Origin of the sequence: Agrobacterium sp. RAC06 (assembly GCF_001713475.1) — a bacterium.
In the GTDB taxonomy this organism is placed as follows: domain Bacteria; phylum Pseudomonadota; class Alphaproteobacteria; order Rhizobiales; family Rhizobiaceae; genus Allorhizobium.
The window spans coordinates 3,340,940-3,355,000 of the sequence record NZ_CP016499.1 but is presented as its reverse complement, the minus strand read 5'-3'; the positions used below and the strand labels follow the sequence as shown (position 1 = coordinate 3,355,000).

The 14,061-nt window shown below is 62.8% G+C and carries 9 protein-coding genes (1 of these 9 running past the window's edge); 3 read left to right on the top strand and 6 right to left on the bottom strand.

Translation table 11 applies throughout. The features are described 5' to 3' along the window. Window positions 1-187, top strand: partial view of a M23 family metallopeptidase gene (locus tag BSY240_RS16115; RefSeq protein WP_069042957.1) — the end only. It extends 1,757 nt beyond the left edge of the window; 187 of the gene's 1,944 nt are visible here — the last part of the coding sequence; its start codon lies beyond the left edge, outside the window; it ends in the stop codon at window positions 185-187. An 86-nt stretch (window positions 188-273) separates the two neighbouring features. Here BSY240_RS16115 and clpB read toward each other — a convergent pair whose 3' ends face one another. From clpB to BSY240_RS16085, 6 genes are all read right to left on the bottom strand, one after another. Further along, window positions 274-2,877 carry an ATP-dependent chaperone ClpB gene (gene clpB, locus BSY240_RS16110; protein WP_069042956.1) on the bottom strand — a complete coding sequence of 868 codons (2,604 nt, stop codon included), beginning with the start codon at window positions 2,875-2,877 and terminating at the stop codon, window positions 274-276. Window positions 2,878-3,084: 207 nt separating this feature from the next. Next, complete coding sequence (locus BSY240_RS16105; protein WP_069042955.1) at window positions 3,085-3,849, bottom strand: DUF4167 domain-containing protein; 765 nt, start codon at window positions 3,847-3,849, stop codon at window positions 3,085-3,087. 329 nt (window positions 3,850-4,178) lie between these two features. Next, window positions 4,179-5,021 (bottom strand): peptide chain release factor N(5)-glutamine methyltransferase, encoded by an 843-nt coding sequence (gene prmC, locus BSY240_RS16100; protein ID WP_069042954.1) that lies wholly within the window; start codon window positions 5,019-5,021, stop codon window positions 4,179-4,181. A gap of 29 nt (window positions 5,022-5,050) precedes the next feature. Then, the gene (prfA, locus tag BSY240_RS16095) at window positions 5,051-6,130 is read right to left on the bottom strand and encodes a peptide chain release factor 1 (RefSeq protein WP_054149952.1); all 1,080 of its coding nucleotides are present in this window, start codon (window positions 6,128-6,130) and stop codon (window positions 5,051-5,053) included. A gap of 39 nt (window positions 6,131-6,169) precedes the next feature. Continuing rightward, on the bottom strand, window positions 6,170-8,437 hold the full coding sequence (ptsP, locus tag BSY240_RS16090) for a phosphoenolpyruvate--protein phosphotransferase (protein WP_054149951.1): 2,268 nt from the start codon (window positions 8,435-8,437) through the stop codon (window positions 6,170-6,172). An 86-nt stretch (window positions 8,438-8,523) separates the two neighbouring features. Continuing rightward, window positions 8,524-9,798: an aspartate kinase gene (locus BSY240_RS16085; protein WP_069042953.1), complete on the bottom strand. Its 1,275-nt coding sequence runs from the start codon at window positions 9,796-9,798 to the stop codon at window positions 8,524-8,526. Window positions 9,799-10,080: 282 nt separating this feature from the next. On the opposite strand from BSY240_RS16085, the gene mprF reads away from it, so the two are divergent. Beyond that, the gene (mprF, locus tag BSY240_RS16080) at window positions 10,081-12,681 is read left to right on the top strand and encodes a bifunctional lysylphosphatidylglycerol flippase/synthetase MprF (RefSeq protein WP_069042952.1); all 2,601 of its coding nucleotides are present in this window, start codon (window positions 10,081-10,083) and stop codon (window positions 12,679-12,681) included. Next, window positions 12,678-14,054 (top strand): virulence factor family protein, encoded by a 1,377-nt coding sequence (locus BSY240_RS16075; protein WP_069042951.1) that lies wholly within the window; start codon window positions 12,678-12,680, stop codon window positions 14,052-14,054. The genes mprF and BSY240_RS16075 overlap by 4 nt, the downstream gene beginning before the upstream one ends. Window positions 14,055-14,061 lie beyond the last annotated feature (7 nt).

Sequence of the window (14,061 nt, the reverse complement as noted above, 5' to 3'; positions counted from 1 at the left end):
CTCGACCGGTTCGCACCTGCATTACGAACTGATCGTCAACGGCACGAAGGTCGACGCGATGAAGGTCCGTCTGCCGGGTGGCAAGGCGCTCGAGGGTTCGGCACTTGCCGCCTTCCAGCAGGAGCGTCAGCGTATCGACACCCTGCTGCAAACAGGTGGGCGCCCTGCCCAGGTCGCAAGCCGGTGAATTGAACCGTCAGCGCGTCAGACAAACGGAAAACGGCGGCCCGCAAGGACCGCCGTTTTGGTTTTGTGCAGACGAAGCGATTTGGCTTAAGCCGCAGCGCTCACCGAAGCCTTTGGCGAGATCAACAACCGGTCACTGCCCGCCTCGATCGTGACATCGGATCCGTCCAGCACCTGACCGGACAGGATCTGCTCGGCGAGCGGGTCCTGCAGGTATTTCTGGATCACCCGCTTCAGCGGACGGGCGCCATAGACCGGGTCGTAACCCTTGTCGGCCAGCCAGGCGCGCGCGTCCGGGGCGAGATCGATGCGGATCTTGCGTTCCGAAAGCAGCGAGAGCAGCCGCTTCATCTGGATGTCGACGATCGCGCCCATCTCTGTCCGGCGCAGCCGGTGGAAGAGGATGATTTCATCGACACGATTGAGGAATTCCGGTCGGAACGAGGCCTTGACCACATCCATCACCTGATCGCGCACCTGGTCGACATCCTGGTCCTCGCCGAGGCTCGTCAGATAATCGGCCCCGAGGTTCGAGGTCATGATGATGATCGTGTTCTTGAAATCGACCGTTCGGCCCTGCCCGTCCGTCAGGCGCCCGTCGTCGAGCACCTGCAGGAGAACGTTGAACACATCAGGATGCGCCTTCTCGATCTCGTCGAACAGCACGACCTGATAGGGCTTGCGGCGGATCGCTTCGGTGAGCGCGCCACCTTCCTCATAGCCGACATAGCCGGGAGGCGCGCCGATCAGCCGGGCGACCGAGTGCTTCTCCATGTATTCCGACATGTCGAGCCGGACCATGGCGGTCTCGTCATCGAACAGGAAGCGTGCAAGCGACTTGGTGAGCTCGGTCTTGCCGACGCCGGTGGGGCCGAGGAAGATGAACGAGCCGATCGGCCGGTTCGGATCCTGCAGGCCGGCACGCGCACGGCGAACCGCCCGCGACACGGCTTGCACCGCATCCCCCTGGCCGACGACCGATTTCGCCAGGTCGTCCTCCATTCTGAGCAGCTTGTCGCGCTCGCCTTCCAGCATCTTGTCGACGGGGATACCGGTCCAGCGGGATACGACATGGGCGATGCCGTCGGGGTTGACCACCTCCTGCACCATATTGCCGGCGGTCGAACCATCCTGCGCCTCCGCATCCACCAGCTCTTTTTCGAGCTTCGGGATCACGCCATAGGCGAGTTCGCCGGCGCGCTGGAATTCACCCTGGCGCTGAGCAATCGCAAGCTCGTTGCGGGTTTCGTCCAGCTGCCGCTTGAGATCGGCGGCGAGGCCCAGCTTCTGCTTTTCCGCCTGCCAGCGGGCCGTGAGCGCATCCGCCTCTTCCTCGAGCGAAGTGAGCTCGGTTTCAAGACGCGCGAGCCGGTCGGCGGACGCCGCATCGGTTTCCTTCTTCAGCGCTTCGCGCTCGATCTTCAGCTGAATGATGCGACGATCGAGTTCGTCGAGCTCTTCGGGCTTGGAATCCACCTGCATCCGGAGCCGCGAGGCGGCTTCGTCCATCAGGTCGATCGCCTTGTCGGGCAGGAAGCGGTCGGTGATATAGCGGTTCGACAGCGTCGCGGCAGCAACCAGAGCGGAATCGGAGATCCGCACCTTGTGGTGCTGCTCGTACTTCTCCTTGAGGCCGCGCAGGATCGAGATCGTATCCTCGACCGTCGGCTCCTCGACCATAACAGGCTGGAAGCGCCGGGCGAGCGCCGGATCCTTTTCGACATGCTTGCGGTATTCGTCGAGCGTGGTCGCGCCGACGCAGTGGAGCTCACCGCGCGCAAGCGCCGGCTTCAACAGGTTCGAGGCATCCATGGCGCCGTCGGCCTTGCCGGCACCAACGAGCGTATGCATCTCGTCGATGAACAGGATGATCTCGCCGTTCTCGGCCTGCACCTCATTGAGCACCGCCTTGAGACGTTCCTCGAATTCGCCGCGATACTTGGCGCCGGCAATCAAGGCACCCATGTCGAGCGCCATGAGCTTCTTGTCCTTCAGGCTCTCCGGTACGTCGCCATTGATGATGCGCAGCGCCAGACCCTCGGCGATCGCCGTCTTGCCGACGCCGGGTTCACCGATCAGAACGGGATTGTTCTTCGTGCGACGCGACAGAACCTGGATCGTGCGCCGGATCTCGTCATCGCGACCGATGACCGGATCGAGCCTGCCTTCGCGCGCTTCAGCCGTGAGATCCCGCGCATATTTCTTCAGGGCGTCGAAGCCGGCCTCGGCATTCGCACCATCGGCCGTGCGTCCCTTGCGGACCTCGTTGATCACCTGGTTCAGCGCATTGGCGGTCACGCCGCCCTTCTTCAGCGAGGCCGAAGTAGAAGCGGAAGACTCGATCGCAAGCGCCAGCAGAAGACGCTCGACGGTGACGAAGCTGTCGCCAGCTTTCTTGGCCGCGTCTTCGGCGGTCGAAAACACCTTGGCAAGCGGCTGCGCCAGATAGACCTGGCCATTGCCCCCGGACACTTTGGGCAGCTTGGCAAGGGCTGCATCATTGGCGATCCGCACGGCCTTGGCATCACCGCCCGCACGGCTGATCAGCGAGGAGGCCATGCCCTGCTCATCATCGAGCAGAACCTTCAACACGTGTTCGGGTGTGAACTGCTGGTGCCCTTCCGACAGGGCATAGGTCTGCGCCGATTGCAGAAATCCGCGCACGCGTTCGGAATATTTCTCGATATTCATAGTCACTCTCCGTTTCCCCGCCCTGCCCGCAATCGGCACAGGTCGGTTGGTGTGGATGAGGTCCCCGGAAGCGGCGGACCCCGGAGCGAAAACCGCTCCCCTGACCGAGATATGGGAGCGGGATTTTGCCCTTTAAAGAGGCAGATAAACGAAAAACTCCGGGTCTGAGCCCGGAGTTTTGCAATCGTCAAATCGAGCTCGAAAAGCTCATTCCGAAGCGGCTTCGGCAAGAGCGGGTGCTTCGCCGCCTTCGCCGTTTCCACCTTCGCCACCTTCACCACCTTCGCCGCCTTCATCACCGGCAGCGCTGCGGCGCGGCTGGCGACGCGGACGGTTGCCGGCATTGCGGCGGCGCGGCTGGCGCTCGGCCCCGGCTTCCGCCTGGCTTTCGGCAGCAGCGGCTGCGGCTTCCGCCGGCATATCTTCGATAACCGGCTGCGGACCCGTACCGGCGATCTCCGCCTGCGGCTGCGGCTGGGCCTGCGGCTCGCGCGGCTCCCGCTGGCGGCGCTCGTGCTGCTGACGGTTCTGTTGCTGCGGCTGCGGTGCCTGCTGCTGCGGACGCTCGCTAGCCTGGGCGGCATTGTCTTCCGAGCCGTCGAAATCCTCGCCGTCCCGTTCGTTGTAATCCTGACGGTCGTCGCCGCCATCGCGGTCGTCACGCTGGAAGCGTTCCTGCATCTGCGACTGAGCGGCCGCAATGATGCGGTTATAGTGCTCGGCGTGCTGCAGGTAGTTTTCCGCCATGACGCGGTCGCCGGCGCTCTGGGCATCGCGAGCGAGCGTGGAATATTTTTCGGCGATGTGCTGGGCGGTGCCGCGGATCTTCACATCGGGGCCGGAGCTGTCATAGGTCCGGGTCAGCGGGTTCTGGCCCTTGCGGTTGAAATTGTTGTTTCCACCGCCGCCGCCACCGCCGCCGCCATTGTTGTTACGCCCCCGACCACGCTTGTTTTGCTGTCCTGGCCTCATAGATGCTTCACCTGAATGTCTTTGTTGTGCTGATAAAGGGCAACGCCATGGGCTCTTATTGAACCGGACCAAGTCTCCACGCGCCGCCGACAGACCGCGCTCTCGCCTTGCTCGCCGCTGGTGAAAGTCGAGTTTACTGAGTACGCATCGGTCCAGTCGTGCTTCGCGGAGTTCGACAGCGAACTTTTTCGAAGCCGGCCCAGTCGCGAACGAATCTTCGTTCTTTCCCCGCCGCCCGTTGCGTGCCCGCAAGCTATTACGCTTCATTCGGAAAACCAAGCCTTTTTCTATGTTTCCCGAAATTATCCTTAGCAGCCGCAGCAAATGCGCTAATCAAGCCTCTTCGCAAACACCAGGACACGGTCATTGTGGCCGTAGTCACGGTGCTCTTCGACAAGCAAAAAACCCGCCAATTCAAATATTTGCGTAACGTCTCGACGCTGGTCGAAACCGATCTCCAGGCCGATGAGCCCCTGGTCTTCGAGGTGGCTCGCAGCACTCTGGGCAATCGCCCGATAGGCGTCGAGCCCGTCCGGACCACCATCCAGCGCTACAATCGGATCGAACTTGGTCACTTCCGGTTCCAGTCCCTTGACCCCATCGCTGCGGATATAGGGTGGATTGGAAACGATGATGTCGAACCGTTCAGCTGTCTTGTCGAACCACGGTCCTGACCGCGTGACAAAACGCGACCCCAGCCCGTTGCGCTCGGCATTGTCAGCAGCTGTCTTCAAGGCGTCTTCGGAGATATCGATCCCCATGGCCTCGGCCTCGGGGCATTCGTGAAGCAACGCAAGCGCGATCGCTCCGGTTCCCGTTCCAAGATCGACAAGTTTCGGCTTGCGACCTTGCATGACCATGGACTTGAGATGTGGCAGGATCACGTCAACCAGGACTTCCGTATCCGGTCGGGGTTCGAGCGTCCCGGATGAAAGCGCGAGATCGAGCCCGTAAAAGTCACGCCGACCAAGGATGCGGTGGACCGGCTCGCGGGCCAGACGCCGAAGCACGGCCGCCTCCACCTGTGCCACGGCTTCCGGCGAAACCGGCTTCTCACCCTCGAGCAACAGGGCCGTCGGGCTCAGCTTGAGAAGGCCGCAGACGAGCACACGCGCATCGGTCGCAGCATCGTCCAATCCGATCGCCTCAAAACGACGCCGGGCGTCCGCCATCAGCAACCGTGCTGTTGGCGCGGCCCCCGTCACTGATTTTCGCCCAGCTGCGCAAGCTGCCCGGCCTGATAATCGGAAATCAGCGCATCGAGCATTTCATCGAGATCACCTTCGATCATCCGGTCGAGCTTGTAGAGCGTCAGGTTGATCCGGTGGTCGGTCACGCGCCCCTGCGGGAAGTTATAGGTCCGGATACGTTCCGAACGGTCGCCCGAACCGACCTGGCTCTTGCGGTTTGCCGATCGCTCGCTGTCGAGCTTCTGTCGCTCAATATCGTAAAGCCGGGAACGCAGCACCTGCATGGCCTTGGCGCGGTTCTGGTGCTGCGATTTCTCTGACGACGTCACGATCAGGCCGGTCGGCAGATGGGTGATACGCACGGCCGAGTCGGTCGTGTTGACATGCTGGCCGCCGGCCCCCGAAGCGCGCATCGTATCGATGCGGATATCTTCCGGCCGGATCTCGATGTCGATATCTTCCGCTTCCGGCAGAACGGCAACGGTTGCCGCAGACGTATGAATGCGCCCGCTCGCTTCTGTTTCCGGCACGCGCTGCACGCGGTGAACGCCGGATTCGAACTTCAGCTTGGAGAACACGCCCCGACCGCTGATCGTTGCGATGATTTCCTTGTAGCCGCCAGCTTCCCCTTCGCTGGCGGAGAGAACCTCCACCTTCCAGCCCTTGGTCGAGGCGAAGCGCTCGTACATCCGGAACAGGTCACCGGCAAAGAGTGCTGCCTCGGACCCGCCGGTTCCGGCACGGATTTCCAGGATCGCGCTCTTCTCGTCGGCGGCATCCTTCGGCAGAAGCAGGATCTGCATCTCGCCCTCAAGCGCCTCGATCCGGCTTTCGACCTCGGGCAATTCCATCTCGGCAAGATCGCGCATCTCCCGGTCCGTCGCCTTGTCGGACAGCATGGCGCGCAAGCCGTCGGCCTCGTCGATCGCAGACTGGTATTCTCGGATTTTCTTCACGACCGGCTCGAGTTCGGAATACTCCGATGCGAGCTTCACATAGACATCAGCTGCCGGTCCCGCCGACATTCGCGCCTCGATCTCGCCGAACCGGCGTTCGAGCTCGCGCATTTTCTCGACAGGAAGCTTCGCCACCCTTTACTCCAGGTCAGTCGCCAAAGTCAGTCTTCAAAGTCAGACGGGGATGTTGTGCTCTTCCGCATGGCGGAGGAGCAGGTCGCGCACTGACACGCCCGGGGTGTCGTCGTCAAGCGCAGCCATCAAAACCTCCGAGAGCAGACCGACGTCGAGACCGAGCAACATGGCCTTGACCGGACCGATCGCGGTCGGCGACATCGAGATGGAGCGGAAGCCGATGCCGAGCAGGGCCATCGCCGGGAGCGGCTTCGATGCCATCTCGCCGCAAAGGGTCACCGGCGTCTTGTTGCGCTCGCCGGCGCGAACAATATCCCTCAGAATTCTGAGGAAAGGTCGCCCCAGAACGTCGAAACGGTCAGACACCCGGGCATTGCCACGATCAACGGCCATGGCAAACTGGAAGAGGTCGTTCGATCCGACCGAGACGAAATCCACTTCGTCCATAAGCTCGTCGAGCTGCCAGAGCAGCGCCGGCACTTCGAGCATGGCGCCGAACTGCAGCTTCTTCGGCAACTGATGGCCGAACTTGGAGATGTGCTGGATCTCCTTCTGCATCAGTTCGCGCACGGCCCGGATCTCCGAGACCTCGGTCACCATCGGCAGCATCATCTTGAGCTCGGCGCCGGAGGCCGCCTTCAGCAGCGCCCTCAACTGGGTGCGCAGCAATCCCGGCCGATCAAGCGACAGGCGGATCGCCCGCCAGCCAAGCGCCGGGTTCTCTTCTTCCTGGGAGCGGAAATAGGGAACGACCTTGTCACCGCCGATATCGAGCGTGCGGAAGGTGACCGGACGGCCAGCCGCCTGTTTCAGCACATTCCGGTAAAAGCTCTCCTGCTCCTCGCCCTTCGGCATGGTCGAGGAAATCATGAACTGCAATTCGGTACGGAACAGCCCGATGCCATCGGCACCGGAATCGGCCAGTTGCGGCAGGTCGACCAGAAGGCCCGCATTCATCTGCAGCTTGATCCGGTGACCGTCCTTGGTGACAGGCTCGACATCGCGCAGCGCGCGGAACTGTTCCTGCCGCTTGGCCCGGAGCTTGACCTTTTCCTCATAAGCCTTCTGCAAATCGGCAACCGGGCGCACATGCACCTTGCCGTCGTCACCGTCGATGATGACGGGATCACCGTTTTCAGCAAGCGCCACGGCACCCGCCGCCTGGCCGACGACCGCAATGCCCATGGCACGCGCAACAATCACGACGTGGCTGGTGACGGCTCCTTCTTCGAGCACGAGGCCGCGCAGGTTGGCACGCGGATAATCGAGCAGCTCGGCCGCCCCCATGGCGCGCGCAAAGACGATCGCGTCGTTCGGGAAGCCTTCGGCAGCACTGTGCGGCGAAAAGCCGGTGAGCTGCCGCAGCAAGCGGTTCGCCAGGTCGTCGAAGTCGTGCATGCGCTCGCGCAGATAGGGATCGGTCAGGCGCATCATGCGCGCCTTGGTGTCGCTCTGCACCTTCTCGACCGCGGCTTCCGCCGTCAGACCGTTGTGGATCGCCTCTTCCATGCGCCGCACCCAGCCCTGGTCATGGGCAAACATGCGGTAGGTTTCGAGCACGTCGCGATGCTCGCCTTCCATGGAGATTTCGCGCCGCGACAGCATGTCGTCGATCGAAATGCGCAGCGATCCGAGGGCCGTTGCCAGCCGGCGGATTTCCGTCTCGCTGTCTTCGTTCAACAGATTGGTGACGACGATTCGCGGCTCATGCAGCACGACATAGCCGAGGCCTATGCCTTCGGAGTAGCTGTCGCCGTCGATCGAGACGGGTCGCGTCAGATCAAGTTCGAGGCCGGGCCGGGTAATCTTCTTGAGCTCGCCGGTGGCGATCATCTCGGCAATCACCATCGCGGTCGTCTCGAGCGCTTCGAGCTCGTCCTCGCGATAGTTCCGCTGCGCCTTGTTCTGTACGACGAGAACGCCAAGGCTTCGCCCGGCACGCAGGATCGGCACCCCAAGGAAGGAGTGGTAGATCTCTTCGCCGGTTTCCGGCAGGTAGCGGAAGGCCGGATGCGCCTGGGCATCCGAAAGATTGAGAGATTGCGCAGACGCCGCGATCGTACCGACGAGACCCTGACCCATTTTCAGCTGGGCCAGGTGAACGGCGTCCTTGTTCAGACCTTCGGTCGCATAAAGCTCGAGAACGCCGTCGGAGCGCAGCACATAGACGGAGCACACCTCTGCGACCATGTTGTTCGCGATCTGGCGAACGATCCGATCCAGTCGCTCCTGCGGCTCGAGCGGCTCCGCCATCAATTCGCGCAGCCGCTTGAGGAGGACGCGGGGACCCGCAGAAAGGTCTCTCATCCCGATTTTGCTCCACTTCCCATTGGTCAGCGGATTGTTACCCTTACCTTTTCAGGGGTCGGGTCACGGATGTCCGCTCTCAGGAATCAATTCTTATCCAGACCGTAGCAGGAATGCAAAGTCCGAACCGCAAGCTCGGCATAGGGGCCGTCGATCAGGATCGAGATCTTGATCTCGGACGTCGTGATCGCCTTGATGTTGATGCCCTTCTCGGCCAGCGCACGGAAGGCGGTCGCGGCAACGCCTGCATGGCTGCGCATGCCGATACCGATGACGGAAACCTTCACGAGACCCTTCTCGCTCTGGACGACGTCGAAACCGATCTTCTCCTTGTTGGAGCCGAGAACGGCGAGCGCCTTGTCCACGTCGCCTGAGGGCACCGTAAAGGTCATGTCAGTCTTCGAACCATCTTCAGAGATGTTCTGAACGATCATGTCGACATTGATGTGGGATTCAGCGAGTGGCCCGAAGATCGCAGCCGAGACACCCGGCCGGTCGGCCAGACGGCGCAGCGAAATCTGGGCTTCATCCTTGGCATAGGCAATACCGGTGACGACTTCCTGTTCCACGATCTCTTCCTCATCGCAAATCAACGTACCGGGCGGGTTCATCAGATCACCCATGCCCGGCGCATCGGGATCTTCAAAGCTGGAGCGCACAAAGGTGCGGACCTTATGCACCATGGCGAGTTCGACGGAGCGGACCTGCAGCACCTTGGCGCCGAGCGAGGCCATCTCAAGCATTTCCTCGAACGCGATCTTCTTCAGGCGACGCGCCTTGGGCTCGATGCGCGGGTCGGTCGTATAGACGCCGTCAACGTCGGTGTAGATGTCGCAACGGTCGGCCTTAACGCCGGCGGCAATCGCAACGGCAGACGTATCAGAGCCACCACGGCCGAGCGTCGCGATGCGGTTGTCAGGGCCGATACCCTGGAAACCGGCAACGACAGCCACCTGGCCTTCGGCCATACGGCGAATGATCTCGGTGCCGTCGATCTCCTGGATGCGGGCAGCACCATGGGCGTTGTCGGTCTTGATCGGGATCTGCCAGCCCTGCCAGGAGCGGGCATTGATATCCATCGACTGGAGCGCAATCGCCAGCAGGCCGGCAGTGACCTGTTCGCCCGAAGCGACGACGGCATCATATTCACGCGCGTCGTAAAAGGGCGAAGCGGCACCGGCGACCTTGGGCATGTTTTGCACCCAGTCGACCAGCTCGTTGGTCTTGCCCGACATGGCCGAGACAACCACGGCCACTTCGTGACCCGCATCCACTTCGCGTTTCACATGGCGCGCGACATTATAGATGCGATCCAGATTGGCGACGGATGTCCCGCCGAATTTCATGACGATGCGAGCCATAGACTTGAACCATATGCCCTTGAAAGACGCCGGAACCCCGGCACAAAAACACCGACCTGGGCGGATAGGCCTCAGGTTGCGGGGCTTTTAGTCTATATGTTCCCGGGGCGCAACGGCCACTTGCCCCCCAAACGGTACGGTAAAGCGCGGATTTTCGGTCGCAACAGGCGTGCGGGAACCCTGCCTTAATTTGGATCGAATTCGGGCGCCAACCATGAGGCGACGCCCGGGCTGGGAGGCTGGATCGTCACATGTTGGTCGATCGATACCGGATAGGGTGTCATGAAAGCATTAGACGCGTTTCCCGAGCCTGCCCTCAGCGACAACCTCCCGCCGCCCTCCTTCTTTAACAGACATGCGAAGTCGATCGCTGCAGTCGCGGCACTCCTCGTCTTTGCCGCCGTCGGTTATGCCGTCTACCGGCTGACGGAGGAGGTCACCTATGCCGACGTGATCCGTTCCCTGGAGGCGACAAGTGCCTCCTCGATCGCGCTCGCCGTGCTTTTCACGGCACTGAGCTTCGTCACCCTCTGTTTCTATGATCTGAACGCGCTGTCCCATATCGGCCGCAAGCGCCCCTGGCCGGAGGTGGCACTCACCGCCTTCAGTGCCTATGCCGTGGGCAATGTCGCAGGCTTCGGCGCATTGTCGGGAGGTGCCATCCGCTACCGCGCCTATTCCCGCGCCGGTCTCTCGCCCGACGAAATCGGCCGCATCATCGCCTTCGTCACTGTGTCCTTCTCGCTCGGCCTTGCCCTGCTGACCACAGGCAGTCTGGTGCCGATGGCCGGCGAAATCGCACCTCTGCTGGGAATTTCCTCAGCGACGCTTGCGACGGTGAGCACCATCATCCTCATCGCGATCCTGCTGCTTCTCGGCATCGCCCGCAGTGGCGGACTGAAGTTTGCCGGGCGCACGCTCCGCCTCCCCGATACCGGCACGCTCTCGCGGCAATTCCTGGTGACCGTGCTTGATGTCGCCTTTGCGGCGTCGGTGCTCTATGCCCTTCTGCCAGCAGAAGCGCAGATTTCCTGGCCCGCCTTCTTCGCCGTCTATGCCGTCGCCATCGGCATCGGTGTCGTCAGCCACGTGCCCGCCGGCCTTGGCGTCTTCGAGGCCGTGATCCTGGCCGCCCTCGGCTCAGAGGTTCCGGGCGACGCGCTGCTTGCCTCACTAGTCGCCTACCGCGCCATCTATTATGTTCTGCCGCTGGTCATCGCCATCTTCGTGGTCACGGCAACCGAACTGCGCCAGTTGTCGGCGAGCCCGCTCGCAACAGGTGTCGCCAGGACCGCCGGACGCCTTGCCCCGACGCTTCTCGCAGCTCTTGCTCTGGTCCTCGGCGCCATGCTGGTGCTGTCGAGCGTGACGCCCACACCGGGCGACAATCTCGACCTGCTGGCGGGGTTCCTGCCGCTCCCCGTGGTCGAAGGCGCCCATTTCCTCGCCAGCATCCTCGGCCTGATGCTCGTCGTCGTCGCCCGCGGCTTGGCCCAGCGCCTCGACGGCGCCTGGTGGGGCACCCTGCTTGTCGCCCTGCTCGCCCTCGTCCTGTCGCTCGCCAAGGCCGTCGCCGTCTACGAAGCGGCCCTGCTCGCCATTCTCGTCATCGGCCTCCTCCCGAGCCGCCGCCTTTTTCATCGCAGGGCATCACTCGGCCAGGCGCTCACCTCCTCCTGGCTGCTCGCTGTTGCAGTCCTGATCGGCGGCGCGGTCATCGTCCTACTCTTCGTCTATCGTGACGTCGAATACAGCCATGCGCTCTGGTGGCAGTTCGCCTTCGATGCCGAGGCGCCGCGCTCGCTTCGCGCCATGCTCGGTCTCACCGTCGTCGCCATGGGTGTCTGCCTCTTCAGCCTCATGCGCCCGGCAGCCCCGGCGATCCGTCCGGCAGGCGAGGAGGAACTGGCGAAAGCCGTCGCCATTCTCGACCGCCACGATGTGGCCGACGCCAATCTCGTGCGCACCGGCGACAAGTCGGTGATGGTCTCACCCGATGGCGAGGCATTCCTGATGTATGGCCGCCAGGGCCGGTCCCTGATTGCCTTCCTCGATCCCGTCGGGCCGAAAGCCTCGCGTGACGAGCTCGTCTGGCAATTCGTCGAAACGGCACGTGCGAGCGGATGCCGTGCCGTCTTCTACCAGGCCTCCCCCGCCATCCTGCCTGTCATCGCCGATGCCGGCATGAAGGCCTTCAAGCTCGGCGAGATGGCGGTGGTCGATCTCGAACGCTTCGACCTGAAGGGCGGCACATGGGCGGGCCTGCGCCAGGCCGCCGCCAAGGGCGATCGCGACGGCCTGACCTTCGAGATCATCCCGACGGAAAACGTCGCTGCCATCCTCGACGACCTGCGCCGCATCTCCGATGCCTGGCTCGACCACCACAGGGCGAAGGAAAAGGGCTTCTCGCTGGGCGCCTTTACCGAGACCTATATGACAGCTCAACCGGTCGCCATCCTGCGCCACGGGGGCCGGATCGTCGCATTCGCAGACATTCTGCTGACGGACACCCGCGAGGAGGCATCGATCGACCTCATGCGCTTCGCCCCCGACGCCCCGAAAGGCGCGATGGATTTCTTGTTCGTGCGCCTGATGACGACACTCCGCGACCAGGGCTATCGCCACTTCAACCTCGGCATGGCGCCACTGTCGGGCCTGTCACGCCGCGAGGTGGCTCCCGTCTGGGATCGCGTCGCCAACACTTTCTATGAGCACGGCGAACGCTATTACAATTTCAAGGGCCTGCGCGCCTTCAAGTCCAAGTTCCACCCCGACTGGCAGCCGCGTTATCTCGCGGTCGCCGGCGGTCTCAATCCCGTACTGGCCCTGCTCGATGCAACCCTTCTGATCGGCGGCGGTCTGAAAGGCGTGGTGAAAAAATGAAGACCTCCCTCCGCGCGACGCTGCTCGCACTTCCCCTCCTCGCCTTGCTCTCGCCGACCATCGCGCCCGGTCTGGCCCATGCCGAAGACCCGCCGCTCGACACCGGCATGATCCCCTCGCCGGTCACGCTGCTGCCCGACGGAGATCCGCAATCGCTCGTCGTGCTGCTGTCGGACGCGCCGGGTTGGCAGGATACCGACCAGAAGGAAGCCGTTCGCCTGCAGGCGAACGGCGCAATCGTCGTCGGCATCGACACACCGAAATACATTGCCTCGCTGTCTGCCGACAAAGGCGATTGCATCTACACCGTCTCCGACATCGAGGCGCTTGGACGCCAGTTGCAGCGCAAGGCAGGCAATGCGAACTTCCTGCCGCCTGTTGTCGCAGGCCGCGGCGAAGGCGGGGCACTGGCGCTCGCCATCCTCGCCCAGACCCCGAAAGCCACCATCGGCCAGACGCTGGCCCTCGACCCGGAAGCCGGCATCCCGCTCACCAAACAGTTCTGCACGCCGGCCGAGAAAAAGGTCGTCGGTGACCGCATGATCTATGGCCTGACAGCGGGCGACCTGCCCGATCCTGCGACCGTGCTCTTCAGCCCTTCAGCCACGCCTGAGGCCCGCGCTCATGTGACCGATCTCGTCGCAAGCCATCCTGATATCGACCAGCGCGACATCGATGCGGATACGAGCATGGCCTTTTCCGATACGATCGATGAACTGGTCGCGGCAAGCAATGCTGCAGAAACCCCGCTCGGCCTGCCGCTGACCATTCTCGACGCTGCGCCGTCCCGCGACACTATGGCGGTGATTTTTTCGGGCGATGGCGGCTGGCGCGACCTCGACAGCCAGGTCGGCACCAATCTGCAAGCCGCCGGCATTCCCGTCGTCGGCGTGGATTCGCTCCGTTACTTCTGGTCGAAGAAGACCCCGGAACAGACAAGCGGGGATCTCGCCACCATCATCCACACCTACGAGAAGCGCTGGAAGGTGAAGCATGTGATGCTGATCGGCTATTCCTTTGGCGCCGACATCCTGCCGGCCGCCTATAACGGGCTGCCCGACAAGCTGAAGTCACGGGTCTCCCTCGTGAGCCTGCTCGCGCTGTCCCACGAGGCCGATTACGAGGTGTCCGTCTCCGGCTGGTTGGGCAGTGGCGGAAGCGGCGGGGCAGATCCCCTGACGGAAGTCGCCAGGATCGACCCCGCCCTGGTTCAATGCATGTATGGAACGGACGAAGACGACGACGCCTGCAAGGATCTCGTCGGCGGCCCGATCGAGACGATCGGCATCAAGGGCGGTCACCACTTTGACGGCGACTATCCCGCCCTTGCCAAACGCATTCTCGACGGACTGGACAAACGGACGTCCCGTTGATTGTCCG